This window comes from Flavobacteriales bacterium (assembly GCA_020435415.1).
Classification (GTDB): domain Bacteria; phylum Bacteroidota; class Bacteroidia; order JACJYZ01; family JACJYZ01; genus JACJYZ01.
Window position 1 is genome coordinate 1 of sequence record JAGQZQ010000070.1, and the last position, 16,610, is coordinate 16,610.

Annotated in this window: 15 protein-coding genes; 2 read left to right on the forward strand and 13 right to left on the reverse strand. The window is 46.8% G+C overall.

What is annotated here, in order from left to right; translation table 11 throughout:
* Positions 1-196 precede the first annotated feature (196 nt).
* On the forward strand, positions 197-715 hold the full coding sequence (locus KDD36_11105; GenBank protein ID MCB0397196.1) for a hypothetical protein: 519 nt from the start codon (positions 197-199) through the stop codon (positions 713-715).
* 90 nt (positions 716-805) lie between these two features.
* A complete protein-coding gene (locus KDD36_11110; GenBank protein MCB0397197.1) occupies positions 806-1,537 on the forward strand; it encodes a DUF3667 domain-containing protein in 732 nt (243 codons plus the stop codon).
* Position 1,538: 1 nt separating this feature from the next.
* Here KDD36_11110 and KDD36_11115 read toward each other — a convergent pair whose 3' ends face one another.
* From KDD36_11115 to KDD36_11175, 13 genes are all read right to left on the reverse strand, one after another.
* Entirely contained in the window at positions 1,539-1,859 is a 321-nt protein-coding gene (locus tag KDD36_11115) for an HPF/RaiA family ribosome-associated protein (GenBank protein ID MCB0397198.1), read from the reverse strand.
* A 25-nt stretch (positions 1,860-1,884) separates the two neighbouring features.
* Entirely contained in the window at positions 1,885-2,400 is a 516-nt protein-coding gene (locus KDD36_11120) for a hypothetical protein (GenBank protein MCB0397199.1), read from the reverse strand.
* 261 nt (positions 2,401-2,661) lie between these two features.
* On the reverse strand, positions 2,662-5,622 hold the full coding sequence (locus tag KDD36_11125) for a T9SS type A sorting domain-containing protein (GenBank protein MCB0397200.1): 2,961 nt from the start codon (positions 5,620-5,622) through the stop codon (positions 2,662-2,664).
* Between the two features lie 254 nt (positions 5,623-5,876).
* On the reverse strand, positions 5,877-6,608 hold the full coding sequence (locus KDD36_11130) for a DUF4184 family protein (protein ID MCB0397201.1): 732 nt from the start codon (positions 6,606-6,608) through the stop codon (positions 5,877-5,879).
* Positions 6,609-6,633: 25 nt separating this feature from the next.
* Positions 6,634-7,371, reverse strand: coding sequence for a polysaccharide deacetylase family protein (locus KDD36_11135; GenBank protein MCB0397202.1), 738 nt, complete (start codon positions 7,369-7,371; stop codon positions 6,634-6,636).
* Positions 7,368-8,369, reverse strand: coding sequence for a hypothetical protein (locus KDD36_11140; protein MCB0397203.1), 1,002 nt, complete (start codon positions 8,367-8,369; stop codon positions 7,368-7,370). The genes KDD36_11135 and KDD36_11140 overlap by 4 nt, the downstream gene beginning before the upstream one ends.
* Positions 8,370-8,381: 12 nt before the next feature.
* Entirely contained in the window at positions 8,382-9,806 is a 1,425-nt protein-coding gene (locus KDD36_11145; protein MCB0397204.1) for an MBOAT family protein, read from the reverse strand.
* Between the two features lie 11 nt (positions 9,807-9,817).
* Positions 9,818-11,644 (reverse strand): asparagine synthase (glutamine-hydrolyzing), encoded by a 1,827-nt coding sequence (gene asnB / locus KDD36_11150; GenBank protein ID MCB0397205.1) that lies wholly within the window; start codon positions 11,642-11,644, stop codon positions 9,818-9,820.
* A 23-nt stretch (positions 11,645-11,667) separates the two neighbouring features.
* Positions 11,668-12,441 carry a hypothetical protein gene (locus tag KDD36_11155; GenBank protein MCB0397206.1) on the reverse strand — a complete coding sequence of 258 codons (774 nt, stop codon included), beginning with the start codon at positions 12,439-12,441 and terminating at the stop codon, positions 11,668-11,670.
* A gap of 9 nt (positions 12,442-12,450) precedes the next feature.
* Complete coding sequence (locus KDD36_11160; protein MCB0397207.1) at positions 12,451-13,566, reverse strand: DUF354 domain-containing protein; 1,116 nt, start codon at positions 13,564-13,566, stop codon at positions 12,451-12,453.
* Position 13,567: 1 nt separating this feature from the next.
* Positions 13,568-14,572: a peptidoglycan bridge formation glycyltransferase FemA/FemB family protein gene (locus KDD36_11165; GenBank protein ID MCB0397208.1), complete on the reverse strand. Its 1,005-nt coding sequence runs from the start codon at positions 14,570-14,572 to the stop codon at positions 13,568-13,570.
* 14 nt (positions 14,573-14,586) lie between these two features.
* Positions 14,587-15,660: a DUF354 domain-containing protein gene (locus KDD36_11170; GenBank protein MCB0397209.1), complete on the reverse strand. Its 1,074-nt coding sequence runs from the start codon at positions 15,658-15,660 to the stop codon at positions 14,587-14,589.
* Positions 15,657-16,511 carry a polysaccharide deacetylase family protein gene (locus tag KDD36_11175; GenBank protein ID MCB0397210.1) on the reverse strand — a complete coding sequence of 285 codons (855 nt, stop codon included), beginning with the start codon at positions 16,509-16,511 and terminating at the stop codon, positions 15,657-15,659. The genes KDD36_11170 and KDD36_11175 overlap by 4 nt, the downstream gene beginning before the upstream one ends.
* Between the last annotated feature and the right edge of the window lie 99 nt (positions 16,512-16,610).

Consider the following 16,610-nt stretch of genomic DNA (forward strand, 5'->3'; position numbering starts at 1 on the left):
TGAGGAACGAGCCGAACTATCTGTATTTAGTTGGGGTTATCCCGATTTAGAAAATCACTTTTCGGATGCACGAAGTATGGGCCGGAAAGGTTGATTTTCTTAATCGCTATGCAATAGAAGATTTTCTATTGCATAGTTTGGGATAACCATGGATGATCAAGGTTGTGTTTATTATGGGTTGCATATATTCGACCTCATGAAACCTACATCCAATAAGACCTTCCGGGAAATTCTGTTTACTCTTATTGCTTTCACCTACGCATGCACCAGTGGGAATAACGGGAACACACTACCCGTTGAACCAACAACTCCCGTCCGGGAAAAACCGTTCAATGAGCTGGCGGATAAGACGAAAGATCGCATCTACCACATTTCTGAAGCAAATACCGATAACCCTGACATCGAAAACATCGACAGGCCGGACACAAGTTCCATTATAGACTGCCCCTACGACACCTCCAACTTCTTTGGCATCTGGACGACGGATCCCAATGGTCCGCATGCAGATTTCTGGTGGACCGGGAAATCATTTTACATTGTAGATTATGATGGTGATGGCGATATGCCTTTTGAGGTTCGCAAGGATTGCCTGATCGTATATTATAACGATTACATCAGTCGTGGAAAGTTTGATGTTTCGGATCCTGATTCACTTCGCATTACCTGGGAAGATTGGGCTTACCAGACGGTATATGTAAAGTGGCCCGAAGAGTAAAAGAGCATGCTGCATACTGAATGTAAACTGCTGTTTTTCCCTGTATGCTGTATGCTGTTGCTGTATGCTGAATATTCCTACCTTTCCTTCATGAAATGTCTCAATTGCGGACAGGAAGTAACGGGGAAGTTTTGTGCTTCCTGTGGCCAGCGTGGCGACCTCGGGCGGATCACCTTTCGGGATACCATCGCCGATTTTTTGAGCACGTTGTTTCTGATCGACGGGCCGTTGCCGCAAACATTGAAATGGCTGATCACAAATCCCGGAAGGCTTTACAGAGAATTTCTCGGGGGCAGACGAAAGACGTATTACAAGCCCCTCCCCTTTTTTGTTTTATGTACGCTGCTATACCTGGTGATCAGGTCGCTGCTGCACTATGATCCGCTGGAGGGTTCCTTTGAAAATGCCAGTGCCGATGCCCGCCCGATAGGCGCAATGATGAAAAAGGCTTCCTACTTCATGGTGGCATATATCAACCATATCATGTTTATTCTGGCCCTCGTGCTGGGGTTGTTTCATAAAATGTTTTTCCCGAAAGCATATAACCTTGCAGAATACACAGCGGTAGGTTTTTATATCAGCGGTGTGTACATCCTGGCCGGCACCCTGGAAATGATCACCACCGTTTACATTTACCCCGTGCCCAAGGCTGTGCAGTTGGGTTTCCTGGTGGCCTATACTTTTATCTCCATCCTGTCACTTCACCGTTCCTATAAATTATGGAGCATCATAAGGGCCCTGCTGGCCGGTGTTTTCAGTCTGATTTTTTACATGATTTTCGGATTCGGGGTGAGTGTACTGATTGTTTGGTTGATGGGGTGAGCTACACCCGGTGCTTCGTTAATTTTCCGATCACCGAACCCAGAGATGCTTCCAGTCTGGCCAGGGCTTCAGCAACTGCCCGGTCATACGAATCCGCACTGCTTACAACGGCAAAAGGTTGCATTCCTTCCACACGTGCCTCCAATGCACAGCGCTTGTCATCCAGTCCGTTTTTTGCGCCATCCACATCCTTGAGGTAACACTCAATCCTGGTCACATAGGGATCGAATCTTTTTAATTTTTCCGAGATCAGGTCAGTCAGCGATGCATTGAATGCCTGACTTCCCCTGATCATTCCTCCTGTATTGATCTGTACTTTCATCCGTTTTGGTTTAGGGGGTAAAAAATCAGTAGGGTGAATCATGATAACGTCCTAATTCATCCAGATAAATCCTTTTCTTCCTTCCGTCTTCCGTTACTTCCAGGCAATAAAACCACCCTCCGGATGGCGTGGTCACTTTAAAGCTTTTCATGATTTCCTGACCATCCCTGCCATCTTCCTTAAAAGCATCGCTTACAACTGATGGTAAATCTGCTGGCAGGATTTCCTGAAATATGGCCACCAGCAACATATCCTTACGGCCGGAATTGACCACCGCCTCATTGTACACCCCATTTTCATAGAATGTTATTTTTGAATGATGGTCATTGATCTGATAGACATTCCCTATCCTCAGCTGATCAAATGCGTGAGGACGCTCTTTCTGCAATACCTTCACATGCCGTTTGATAATGTCCACATCTTCAATCGGGGCATATTTCTGAGCGAATAAAGAATGATTCTGGCCGCATAACATCAAGCCGGTTAATACAACAAGTTTTAAACTGCCTGCTTTCCGGTTGACGGGGTTTGGTTTATTCATACTTCGGGGTTTGATGAATTGCAAAGGTTCACAAAGTCACAATGTATCCTGATGACCTACCTCAAAGCATGGTTTGATAAACATCATAGGTCACCTATCAACGGATCGGTGAAAAAGGAAGGTTGATGTTTTCTGCTATAACTGTTAGCAGATAAGTCAATACGGATAGCCGGTTATCTCTGCACAGAGCCGGTTATAAAAAAAGGTCAGAGGTCCTTTCGGGCCTCTGACCAAGTATAACAAACAATTAACCTTTGAATATTACTCTTTGACAATGCGATGGGCCTTGACCCCTTCGTCGTTGCGTATATTCAGGAAATAAATGCCGGGACTGAGGTTAAGTGCATTCAGGTCAATGGAAACTTCCTTCTGACCATTCACCTCAAGTTCGTACACAGTTTGTCCGGTTGTAGTGATGACAGAAACCGCTTGAATTTCAACACCTGCCTTCACCATTACCCGATCACGCACCGGATTAGGAAACACGTTGTACAAGGTTGCACTTAACGGTTGGTCCGAACCGGTTGTAATAGAACAGGCAACGGTATCAGTGGCCAGGGCTTTGCAGCCTTGAGCATCGGTCACGGTAACCGTATATACACCAGGATACAAACCGGTGGCCGTAGCTGCAGTTTGAACGGGATTGGTATCCCACTCGTACATGTAGGTGCCACCTGCACCACCTGAAGCGATAACACTGGCGGTACCGTCGCTGGCATCACAGTTGGTGGAAGCTTCACTGCTGATTTTATTAATCACCAGTGGTTTGCGCCCTTGAACAGTAGCCGAAGCCGTTACGCTACAACCGTTGGCATCGATAATCACCACGCTATAGTCGCCGGGATGCAATCCTGTTGCAGTTGATGTGGTTTGTACCGGATTGGTATCCCATGTGAATGAATAGGCCGAACTGCCTCCTGCCACAGATACACTCACTTTACCATTGTTGCCTTCACAGTTGGAAGCATCGGTCACGTTGAGGTTGCTGATCACCAAAGGAGCAGGACCATCCACGGAAGCCGTGGCCTGTACAATGCAACCGTAGGCATCGGTAACGACCACGGAATAGGTACCCGGGGTCAGGCCGGTAGCGGTTGCAGTAGTTTGTGCCGGTGTGGTATTCCACAGATAAGAATAGGAGGCCGAACCACCTTCAACGAGTGCAGTCAGTTTACCATTGCTGGCACTGCAATTGCTGGCATTCACCGCCACTACATCAGCGATCATGAGCGGATCCGGTCCCTTCACCGTTGCAGTTCCCTGAACGGAACATCCGTTAACATCGGTCACCGTAACGGTATATTGACCTGGTGTCAATCCAGTAGCGGTCGCCGTTTTCTGCACCGGACTGGTGTTCCATTTATAAGTGTAAGAAGAAGAGGTCATCCCGCCGGTTGCGGATACCGTCACCTTACCGTTGGTCGCATCACAGTTAGTAGCATCCACCACACCCATGTTATTGATCAGAAGTTGTGCCGGTTGTCCGATATGAACGGATAAGCTGATGAACGATCCGTTGTTATCGTTGATGGTCACATAATAGTAACCGGAGGTCAACCCGGTAATGGCCGAGGTTGTTTCACCGTTGCTCCACTCATAAGTGTAGGGCTGAGCACCACCGGCAGGAACAGCCGAAGCACTTCCGTTGCTGGCACCATAGCAAGTCACATTGCTTGATTTGGTGGTTGCTGAGAACGGAACCTGAGGATGATACTCAAAAGCACCGATGTCATAGCCACTTCCATAAGGGCGAACCTCTCCGTCAAAGTCCTCTTCAACGAATGGTGCCTCTATACCATTATCAATACAAGGGCTGCCTGCCTGGATGTGAAAATCACCGGTTGACTCATTAACAAACATCGGGTTTGAAGTCATGTTTCCTGTTCCCGATGGAGTTGTAAAAGAATTACCATAAAATGCCGAATGGGCGTAGTCAAAGTTCAATGCATAACTTCCTGCTTTTAAGCTTCCTGAATTGGTGACGATGCAATTGAGCATCTCATTGTTTGAGTTTGGTCTTCCGCAGTAGAACAGATAGTCTACCCTGTTGAAGATACAGAATGCAATGGTGTTGCTGTCTGCCGGTGATACCTGGTCGTAATCATCAAAGTGAACGCCGAGGTATGCCTTGTTGATGATGCAATTCTCAAATGTATTATGACGTCCGGCATATTGCGCTCCACCATCTTCAGTGGTATCCATGAAACGGATTCCCGATTTCACATCATCTGCACGGCAATCGATAAATCTGTTGAAACTGGCACCATCACGCACCACAAAGGCACGACCGTTAATGGCATGGCATCCGACAAAGATGTTATACTTTGCACCGCGGTGACGGACATAAAAATCTTCCGTCATATTCACTGCAGTGCAGTTTGTAAACACATTGTACTCACAGTCCCATTTCGCACCGATTCCGTGTCCGTAGTGGGCCAGATCTCCGATCCTTTCCACATAACAATCAGTGATCTCGTTGTTGTTACCATCAACGAGCAGGTAATAATCGGTGGCGGCATTGTTGCCTGAGCCGATCACGCCTTCATTGCAATAGACTTTGCAATTGGTCACCTTGTTATTATGACCATTGATACTCAGTCCTTCTGCAGCGGAATTCACCACGATACAATTGCTGACCACATTATCACTGGACACCGCGGTGCTCCAAGAACCTAACTGGATGCCCCGTCCAGAGTAGGAATCATTGATTGCACCGGTGTACATGGTAATGATGTTGTCGAGGACAAGGTGGTGAGCATTGCCCGTATTCACACCATAAGAATAATTGGTAATCTGGAAATTTCTGATCACGATGTATGAACGGCCGGGAAGATTCATCCCGATTTTATAATTGCCTCTGTTACCTCCGTCTAACAGGGGCATCACCGATGCATTCAGCGCGTCGCCCATTTGAAAGTTCAGATCCGGTGCATCGCCCGGTGTATTCTGATAACCTTCAAATACGATGGGATTATTTACCGTCCCACTTTTCGCAAAACTAATGTACTCACTTCCGTAATTACCCGCTTTCACATATACCTTATCGCCAGCGGTAACCGGAGATGAACTCCCCGCTGCATAAGAGATTGTTCTCCACGGCTGATCCTTCGTCAAACCGGAACTCGCGTTATCTCCGTTTGGACTTACATAGTAAGTCGTCGCGTTCACGTTCCCAGCAAACAGGACACACAATGCCCCTGCTAAACAAGCTAGTGTTTTCATGCCTTCAAGATTTAGAGATAGAAACTAATTACCCAATAACCGTCATATAATACGTGGCGTTTGTTCCACGGGTTACATGTTATGTTTCGGGGTTTTACCCAACTTCCATCTCTGGCAGCATGCTCCAATATATAAATACTCTACGTATTTCCACTGCAATTTCGAATCATCTTAATAACTTTTTTTACTTTCCCATTCAGGGACGTAATCATTGCAGGACAACGAAAGAGGGTGATCAAGGAAGGAGGACGGGGTTATTGATTCTGCTTTTTTCGGTGGTATAGGGATGCAAGAACCAGGGCAGCCAAACCTGCTGTGATCATTCTTTTCACAAAAACATTGATGGAAGGCATGTGAAATATAGGCAGCAGGTAGAATATCACAATGATGACAAAGATGCTTACCATCGTGACCCAATATCTGCCATCCACATTTTTAATAAGTGTATTTTTTTTGGGTAGCCGTAATAATTGATACAGCACCACCATCCCTCCCACTACCGAACTGACATGCTTCAGGACTTTGTAGACATATATATCCAGACCGAGAATATTCCATTGTTGCGTCAGAAAAGGGATACGTTTAACAAAATGTCCATTCATCGCGGTAAAACTATCCCACAAAAGATGGGTCATCACCCCTATCAATACAGAAAAAATCACCAGTATGATATTTCTTTTAAGGTAGTTCCACCAATCGGATTGAAAATAAATCTCAAATCTCTGACGGAACGCCCGGGGTATGTTCAGAATGAGCTGATCGCGAACCACCAGGTGAAAAACCAATGCCAAACCGATGGCCATTGGAATATCCATCAGGAACATACCAGGAATGGTGTGACTGAACGCGCCCTGGCTATCTAGCCGTAAAAAGTATTCGAAGTCCGGCGCAATGCTTCCCGCAATCAGACCAGTGACCGAGTACCAACGTCGGGGTACATACTTAAAGGGGACGATTAATGCCGGATGCGAAAATGTGAATCCCATGAGGGAATACTGCTTGTTTATCTATTCAACGGCCTTCTATCCTGCTGATTGCCTCATCCATGGTCAGCACAGAACATTTTTTTTCTGAACAATACGCAGCGACACTGTCAAGAAGCTCAGGTGTACAACCATATAATGAGTGATCTTTCTGAACATCATGGGTAAAAAAGATAAGCCAGCCTTTCAGTCTGATTGCTTCATCAATCAGTGCACGACCCTGATCCGGGGTAATGTTGGTACCGATCTGGTATGCGTGCAGGTTGATCAAATCGATCTGACCATGATTGATACCGCTGTTCACACCACGGCCTGTTCTGAACTTATTTCTGACCACCTGCTTTGCGGCGATGGTCTGCTCCCCAAAAGGGTATGAGAAATTCTTAAAGCGGTAACCGGGTATCACTTCATTGATCCGTTGGCTGTTCTTTGACAAATCCTTTTCTATGGTGGCCTTGCTACTCTGATAACAATGGATGTGTCCGTATGTATGGCACGCCAGTTCACTTTGATCATCCACCACCATCTTCAGGTGTTCCGGGGTATATCTTACCCCACCTTCAACCGGGTGGTCCATAAAACCCAATGCTACATAAAAGGTTGACTTGAAACCATATTTCTGCAAAATGGGCAGGCCGGCGGTAAATCCCGTCTCAGGTACATCATCAAATGTAAAGGTGATAATGGCCTCTTTTAGCTGCAGATGCTTCTTCCGGTTGACCACCTTTTTGGCGACGGCCCTTCTTATTTTATTATAGATGCTCATTCCTTATCTACAATCCGCTTGATTTCCTCTGTAAACGTTCGGGCAATCACCTGATGGGCTTTGTGATTCCAGTGCCCCGTCTCCTTGCTGATCTTCCAGTAATACGGATCGATGCCTTGCTTTCTCAGCTGCTCAAGGCCGGGCTTAACATCTATGACGGGAGAATTCCCAACCATATTCAGAATCTTCTCTTTTGTAATGGGGTGAATATCCAGGAGAAAAATCACCCTTGGGTCCTTACTGAACTCCCTGATCACCGCCTCATCCACTTCATCAATAGGTCGTATGGTATCCACCACCATATCAGTTGTATCCGGGGTATAAAACTTGTCGAACAGGATCTGTTTATATTCCGGCAGATGATTCTTGGCACGATAAGCAAGGAAAACCAGAGAAGATTGAGCAAGTGGCGCAAAGTTATGGTACTGCTTTACAAAAGCCTTATTCCGAAAATCTGTGTTGAGGGACAATTGACCGTTCTGCAATTCATAGTAAGGAATATATCGTCCTTCATTACCCAGACTTCTGATATTGATAAAAACCACAAAATAGTCCGGGTGATACATGGAATCCAGTTCCTCCTTCAGGTACAGGCTTTCCCTCAACGGCATTGTTTCTTTACCGAAATTAAAGATGTGCAAATCCGGGTGTGTTTCCTTCAGAGCCTCTTCCGACAATGACATGAAGTTATGCCGGTAAAAAACCTGCCGCGCTGCAATGAAGCTATTTCCCAGTACAGCTAGGGAAATCTCCTGATCGCCGCTGTCATGAAACTCCGGTCCGAACCAGCCTTGTGAATTGGTGGCAGCCAAGCCAAAACCTTCGTAATTGAATAACGAACAACACATCTGATTGGCGAGGTAACGTTCACCCCGTTGTGGATCAATGGTCAGCAACGGCGTCATAATCCCGCCGAAACGAAGTAGTAGCTCAAACACAAGGCCCACACCGGCAAAGCCGAGTCCGAACAAGCATATGGATTTGATCCTTTTCATCATTCTTTTGCGCCGCTAGAATTTAAAATAAATAAAGGGCATGGGGTTTGACTGGAAGAGATAGAACAAGGTAAATATCAACGTAGCCGCCATGATGCCATGCCTAAGCGGAGCAGATTTTATCCTGAGCAGATAAGTATGTTTACCCGATGCATATGCAAACAAGTCAAGAGCCAGGGTCAGCAATAAATATGTCAGGGTGGTACCGATGAACCACAACGAATACTCACTGGATTCCCAATGCCATATCCTGGAAAACAGGATGCGCGTGGTTTCCCATGAAGTTGACCTGAAGAATATCCAGGCAAACAGCACAAGTACATTGGTAAAGATCACATTCATCCAGTCCTTTATCCCAAACGGCCATTTGTTCTCTGCGGCAATACGCCGATCACCGGTAAACAGTTTATGTATCACAAGGTACAGACCGTGAAGACCACCCCAAACCACAAAGTTCCAGCTGGCTCCATGCCACAACCCACCCAATAACATGGTTAGCATTAGATTGACATAGGTCCTGACTGCTCCCTTCCGGTTACCACCTAATGAAATATACAGGTAGTCGCGCAGCCAGGAAGACAGGGAGATGTGCCAACGGCGCCAGAACTCCGTGATATTTCTCGAAAGGTATGGCTGTTCAAAATTCTTCATCAACTCCACACCGAATAATTTGGAAGTACCGCGGGCGATCAGACTGTACCCGGAGAAGTCGGCATAGATCTGCACAGCGAACAACACGATCGCACATATGATCTCCACGGAATTGTACACCTCCAGGTGTTCAAATATATGGTCCACATAACGGCCGGTGGTGTCCCCGATCATCACCTTTCTGAACAAACCCATCGTAATGAGCACAATACCCTGTTTCACCTGATGCGTGGTTGCCACCATCCGCTTGCTGAGCTGTGGGAGCAGAAAGCTTGCACGGCCGATCGGACCGGCGACGAGCTGCGGAAAGAAGGTCACAAAAAGGCCGAAAACCACAATGTCTCTGCAGGGCTCTATCTTTTTCCGGTAGATATCAACGATGTACGACAGATTATGAAAAACGTAAAAGGACAAGCCTACCGGCAAGATGATGTTCAGGTGAACAAAGTCGAGCGGAATGCCAATCGCAGTGCTCAATTCCTGAAAATTCTCCACAAAGAAATTGAAGTACTTGAAGAAACCGAGGATGCCCAGATTCACCACCAGACTTACGATCAGCAGGCGTTTTCTTTTGCCGGCATCGTCGGTCTTAAAAATCTGATCCCCTATGAAGTAATCTACAATCGTGGTGAAAGCAAGCAACGAACAAAACCGCCAATCCCAATAACCGTAAAAGAAATAGCTGGCGAGGAGCAGGAAGATGTTGCGGCTCTGTGTGCTCCGGAGCGCATAGTAAACCGGTAGCGCAACCCCCAGAAAAATAAAAAAGATAAAGGAGTTAAATATCATAATAGAAGGGGTTAACGATCAATGAAGGTTTGGAACCACACTTCAAGGTTGATCCATTTCCAAATGTCTTTCGAAAAATTTCCACTGCCATCAAGGTGCGCCTGGTACTTCCTGATGCAGTCATCCACATCAAAATATCCACGTTGACGGAAACTGTCGGCGTGCAGCATACCCTGAATATACTCTTTGAACTGTGCCGTACGGAACCAGGCGTCGGATGGAGTGGTGAAGCCTTTCTTGTCACGCCGGTTGTAAATGGCCGGCGGAAGAATATCCTTCACCGCTTCCCGTAGAATATACTTGCTCACCCCATTCTTCATGATCCGGTTCGGAGGCAGGGACAATGTTTTTTCCACCAGGTTATGATCCAGAAAAGGCACCCGGGATTCAATGGAAAAACTCATGGCATTCAGGTCGTCCCATTTAAGCAGGTGTTCCAGCTTATGCTCAAAATGTTGTAAGAAAGACTGGTGGAGCGACGCCGGATCATACAGATCGGAAGAAATGGTAGAAACGTCTTTATATCTACCAAAGAAATCAGAAGAAATGCTTCCGTAAGTCTTGCGGCTGGCAGATTTCTTCAACCCGGATGGCAGACTGTAGAACACAAAATATTTATATGCTTCCTTGGACGGGTTTTGCTTATAGTACCCAACCATCTCCCTGGCAAGTGTCATCAGTTTCAGCCCTTTCAACAATTCTTTGAAATAGCCGCCATAGAAATAATTGTAGCCGCCCAGCATTTCATCGGCACCTTGTCCATCCAATGTCACCTTCACATGTCCGCTGGCCAGCTGCATCACCTTGTATTGGGAATAGGGACTTACACCCGGAATGGGCTCACATTGCGAGCGCACAAAATTCTTAAACTCATTATAGAAAGTATCCGCCGTGGGCTGGGTGTAAAACATGTTCTTCAGTTCCGGGCTGAAGGCCTTGATGAACGGACTTTCATCCGCCCAGGATCCCTTTTCAAAAACAGCCGAAAAGGTATTGACCTCCTTCAGACCGAAATCATGGTACAACATGGACGTCGTTGCGGAAGAGTCAATTCCACCACTCAGGCATACGCCAAGGGGCACATCACTTCGCAACCGCAGACCAATGGATTTCCGGAATTCCTCCCGGTATTCTTCCGTGGTCATGGAAGTCGGATAGTGCACCTGATCGGGCAGGTTGTACCATTGCTTTGTTTCGAAACGGCCATTCTTTACCGTAAAATAGTGGCCGTGCTTCAATTTGTACACCGAGTCGAAGAAGGTTTCATCCGACTGATCGCTTCGGTTATATACAAGGTATTCGTACAGGGCCTTGTCGTTCGGCTTCGGTTGATCCAGAAGCGGAACAATCGCTTTGATCTCCGAAGCAAATATCAGCCGCTCTTCGTTTTTATGATAATAATACGGCTTGATACCGAAGCGGTCACGGGCACCAAATAAAAGTTTTTCCTGGCTGTCATAGATCGCAAAGGCAAAGTCGCCATTCAGTTTCGGCAGACAATCCGCGCCCCACTCACGGTAGGCGGCCAATAGCACCTCCGTATCCGTTTTAGAGCGGAACGAATACTTGCCTTTCAATTCTTCCTTCAGTTCGAGATAATTATAAATCTCGCCGTTAAATACAATGGCATAGCGGTTATCCTCGCTGAACATGGGCTGATGCCCTGCGGCAGACAGATCGATGATACTCAGACGCACATGTCCCAGACCGATGTGGTCTTTGAACAGGGTACCCTCGTCATCCGGGCCACGGTGCTTGATGCTTTGCATCATGCCCTTCACATGATCGGGCTCAACCGGGCGATCTGAAAAGTTTGCTATTCCTGCGATTCCACACATGTCCGTTTCATTTATCCATTCACTTAGGCAGTGGGTGGTGCAGGTTGACGAATAATGATCCGTTTGATCAGATTCTTCAGATTCTGAAAGATCAATTCCTTTGTCCAGAGCAGAAGGCCATCATTCCAACGTTGCGGGTGGACGGTAATCATCAGATGATCGGGAAGGGTTTTCACATTTTCAATGATCTGGTCTGTTCTGGCAAAGTTGAGTTGATGCGGGGAAGAGACCTTGTCCCTCACGCTTACCAATGCGCCGTTCCAGGTTCTGCCGGTATCCGTGAGATAGGCAAACTTGTTAAAATCCAGATCAAGGTAAGGCTCTCCTGATATTCCGAAATCCCTGTAATTGTACTTTTCCCATACCTTCCGGTTGTCCCATCTGCTTCTGGGACTTCCATGCATGCATATGGTTTTCACCAGATAATACTCCCGGAAATAGTTCAGGTTATCTTCAAACTTTTTAATGGCCTTTTGCATATCGCCACGGGCCAGGGCCAAATCTTCATAGTGATAACCGATCTCATGCCCTAATGCGGCGATATCTCGGATCACATTCGGATGATTGCTTTGGCGTACGATACGGAAATAATAAACACCCTTGATTCCCAATTGATGTTCAATGATGGCCGTCCTGTGAGAATTCTCCGGAAGATCATCCACATCATGACGCAAGATCACTTGCTTACCTTCCAACCCTTTCTCCAGATATTCTTCGAAGGTAAGAAAGCGATAACCGTTCTCCAGCAGGCTTGATAATAGCCGCTCATAGGATCTCAATGTAAAATCCCTGGTCATAAAATCTCGTTATTCATTTGGCAACTTTATCGGCTCACTTACGCGCAAATTTACCTTAAAATTTTTCTGTTTATCAGGATTTTCGCCTAATTCATTCATGCTTTTCGGAAATTCTTCGACAAACCACACCATCAGGGCGGTCAGATCAACCAATTCCTTCATGACCTCTGCTGATTTCAACCTGTATTTCTCCTTATATTGAGAATCCTGTACCAGGCTTATGGCCCTTTCCACCAATCCGTCGCTTTCCCGGAACAGCTCGATCAATCCCAGTCTGACTTCCTCGTCCAGCGTTCCGGCCTGTGCCGTGCTGATACATAAGGCAGGGGTTCCCAGAAAAGCGGCCTCGGCAGACATGGTGAGACTTTCGCTCACCAATAAAGCTGCACCGTGCAGCACGTGATGCATCAGTGCCGGATGAACCCTGAAGGCATATTGCTGCAGATCATCAGGCAACGTTTTCTCGGAACTGATCACCACCTTCGCATATCTGGATAGCTCTTTCACCAGCCGGTATTTATCATCCATGGTCAGTCCTTTCAGACCGATGTCATGACTGGCATTCCAGGAAACAAAGCGCAGGATCACGTAGCGGTCCTTGCCGGAATCTTTAAGAATCTCCTTGGCATGGCTTGTATCCGGCACATACCTATTGGGGTGCAATGATCCCAACTCCAGGAATCCATCGAACCTCAGGTGCTTTTTTCCAAAGTCCTTCTGGAAAACCTTTGGCGTGAGAATGGCGCGCGTAAAAGGCGTGTACAGCATGTGCTGAAAGGCATTGTGATCGGTATCATCCAGAGCTATGTGTGGTTTACCGGTAATCCACGCCACGTGGGCTGCATACATCGACCCTGCGCTGACATAGATATCCGGCCTAAACTTCCTGGCTTGTTTGAACAGAAACCAGTCCGCCGACAGAATATACAGCAGCTTACCGATCATACCGTTCTTACCCTTTCCTCTGTTGTGATAGGTAAAACCGTAATAATCAAGCAAGGTTAACGCGACCTCCTTATCTCTGGAAACGATCCGTACCTCATGCCCTTTCTGTTGCATTTCCGTGACGAAATGCCTCAGGTAATGGACGTGTGCAGGGTGTCCTATGTCAATCAACACACGCATCTTACCTGACGTATTTGTACAGTTTAAGACCCCACACACCTAGTCTGTAAAGAAGCGGATTGTGAATTTTAGAATACCTGCCGAAGTTCATAAGTGTACCGCCAAACTTGAGTTTATAGTCCCTCACGGAATACTCCTGATCTGGCTTTCCCGCACCGGCAAAGTCGTATATCTTGATCCCTTCTGATTTGAGCTGAAGCATCATGAGCCAGGGCATGAGGTCGGCTGCATTAAGGTTTGAATGTTCCCTGTCAATGGCAGCATACCAATCATAGGACATTCCATTGAAAAGCAGATATACCCGGCATCCGATGAGGATATCTCCGTGATAGCAACCTACGATGCGCGCACGATCTCCGAGGATTTCTGCAGTATTGAGGAAGAGTTTCTCATGCGGCGCGGGCAAACCGATCTTGATGTAGGTATCACGTATGAGGATATGACCGGCACGGATGGCTTCTTCCCCTTTGATTTCCTTCACCACCAGGCCTTTGTTCCGTGCCCTCTTGATATTGGAGTTCCGGCCACGGTGAAGGGCTTTCTTCATATCTTCCTCGGACTGCTCCAGGTCATTATGAATGGTAAGATGATCTACATACGAAAAGCCGACTGCCTTGAAGGCAGGATCGAGGGCTTTGATATCAAACAAATTCCGGACTTCCGTGTAGATGGCCTTTTTACTCCGTATGTTCCGGCAATATTCGGAGAGAAGTTGTTGGGCAATATCGTTGTCATCGTCTTTCACCAGAGGGCCACCGGTAACGATGGACCGGGTGGATACGATCTTCTTCAGGCCGGACTCGGCAAGAATCATATAGGCCATTACACCCAGGATATTTCCTTCGCTATCTTCAGCAGCGATGACACCGGCTTCACAACCCGGTGTCCTTTTATATACCTCCACCATTCCAGGTGTCTGGAAAATATTCCCTGACGGATGCGCCACCACAAAATCATCCCACTTCTTCGGGTCAGGGTTTTTGTTAAAAATCACTTGTGTTTTCATTGACAACTTCACTATTACTTGAATCGATTCTGATAATCCGGATCCTTCTTCATGATGTCGAAACTTTCCGGGTAATTTTCGACAAACCATTCCATAAAGCCTGTCACATCAATCTTATCCTTCACCACTTCCTTCACCTTATCGGCAAAGCCGGACTTATAATCAAGCTGACCGGCAATTTCAATCGCCCTTTCCACCAGGCCCTGTGGCTTTCTATACAATTCGATCAATCCTAGTCTTACCTCCTCATCAAGGGTTCCGGCAAGTGCCGTACTGATACACAGGGAAGGCGTTCCGAGAAAAACTGCTTCCGCAGACATGGTCAGACTTTCGCTGACAAGGAGACTGGCCTCTCTGAGGATATCGTGCATATACGCAGGGTTCACATTGTAAGCATACTGCTGCAGGTCATCCGGCAGATCCTGTTCGGAAGAAATGATCACACGGGCATGTTTGGACAAACCTTTGACAAGTGCGTACTTTTCTTCAAGAGATAATCCCTCCAAACCTATGTCATGACTGGCTTCCCAGGACACAAAGCGAAGCAGAACGAACCTTCCTTCCTTTTTCAGCGCTGCCAGGTCCTTTTCCGCACCGGGATCCGGCTTATAACGCATGGGATGCAGGGAACACAGTTCCATAAAACCATCAAACCTCACCTGATATTTACCCTGATCTTTCTGGTAAACCTTTGGTGTCATGATGGCTTTGGAGAATGGCACGTACATCATATGCGAGAACGGGTTATGATCCGTATCATCGAATGCGATGTGGGGCTTTCCCATCAACCATGCAACCTGAGCGGCATAGGGCGATGCGAAACTCATGAAGATATCAGGTTTCGTTTTACGCGCCACCTTCAGCAACTGCCAATCTGCCTTTAGCATATACAGCAGTTTTCCAATCATTCCTCTTCTACCCTTTCCCCGGTTGGTATAGGAAAACCCATAATAGTCCAACAATGTCAGCGCCACTTCCTTATCCCTGGCGGTGATCACCACAGAATGCCCTTTTGCTTCCATGTCCCGGATGAAATTCCGGAAATAGTGCACGTGTGCGGGATGACCTATGTCAATAAAAATCTTCATACAGCCGGGGCCGATGTTTTGGCCGAATATTCCTCGTAAAAACGGTTTAACGGTGCCACCACCCCTTTGCGTTGCAACGCACTTTCAATGATCCGGATATAAGCGGCACGGTGACCTGGAAATTCCTTTTCGTTATACACCCGCTGATGGAAGTTGACTACAACGACTGCATCATGCTCTTCCGCCTCATCCATCAACTTATCGAGTTTCTCCCACCGTTTGGGATCCGGCATAAAACACACATCCATTACGGAAAGTGGAAATACGGTAAATGTATTGTTGTGCGGATGGAACGGTTTTATCTTACCATCCACCCAACCCATGTGATAATTGGATCCCCACGTGGAGTCATATTGAAAACCGAGGTCTTCATGGATCTTCCAGGTGGTATCATCCATATTCAGGTGATGTTGCCGGGTACCGTATACCGGGTGGCCCACGATAGATTCCAGTCTGGCCTTTTCTTTTGCAAGCAATTCTTTGTTGTTATATGAAAGAAAAGAGCCGTGCAATCCTATTTCCCACCCATTGGCATCCAGGTAACGAACTGCCTCTTGAATCTTGGGTTCAAGCAGATCATAGCGTCCTTTGGCCAAAGCGAATGTGGCCGGCTTCAAAGGGTTGAACTTGATGCTTTCATCCAGCATGAAAAAGGTAGAACGCACCCCGTAGGAATCCTCAAGGGCTGCGATATCATACATATTCCAGTATGGCTCCTTTTTAAACCTGGATGTCAGGTGGTACCATGCATCGGACAGTTTACCTTTTATGGCATTCTTTACAACGCCGGTAACGTACTGGTAACTCTTCCGTGTACGATCTACATCATGTGTTAATGCAACCTTCAGCACAATCCAGATATTTATCGTTTAAAGTTCAGTAATCGCTTGTAATGGTACTTGCGGATAAACCGGGCCAGGTCCTTATCCACCAGGCGTGGCTTTCGTTTC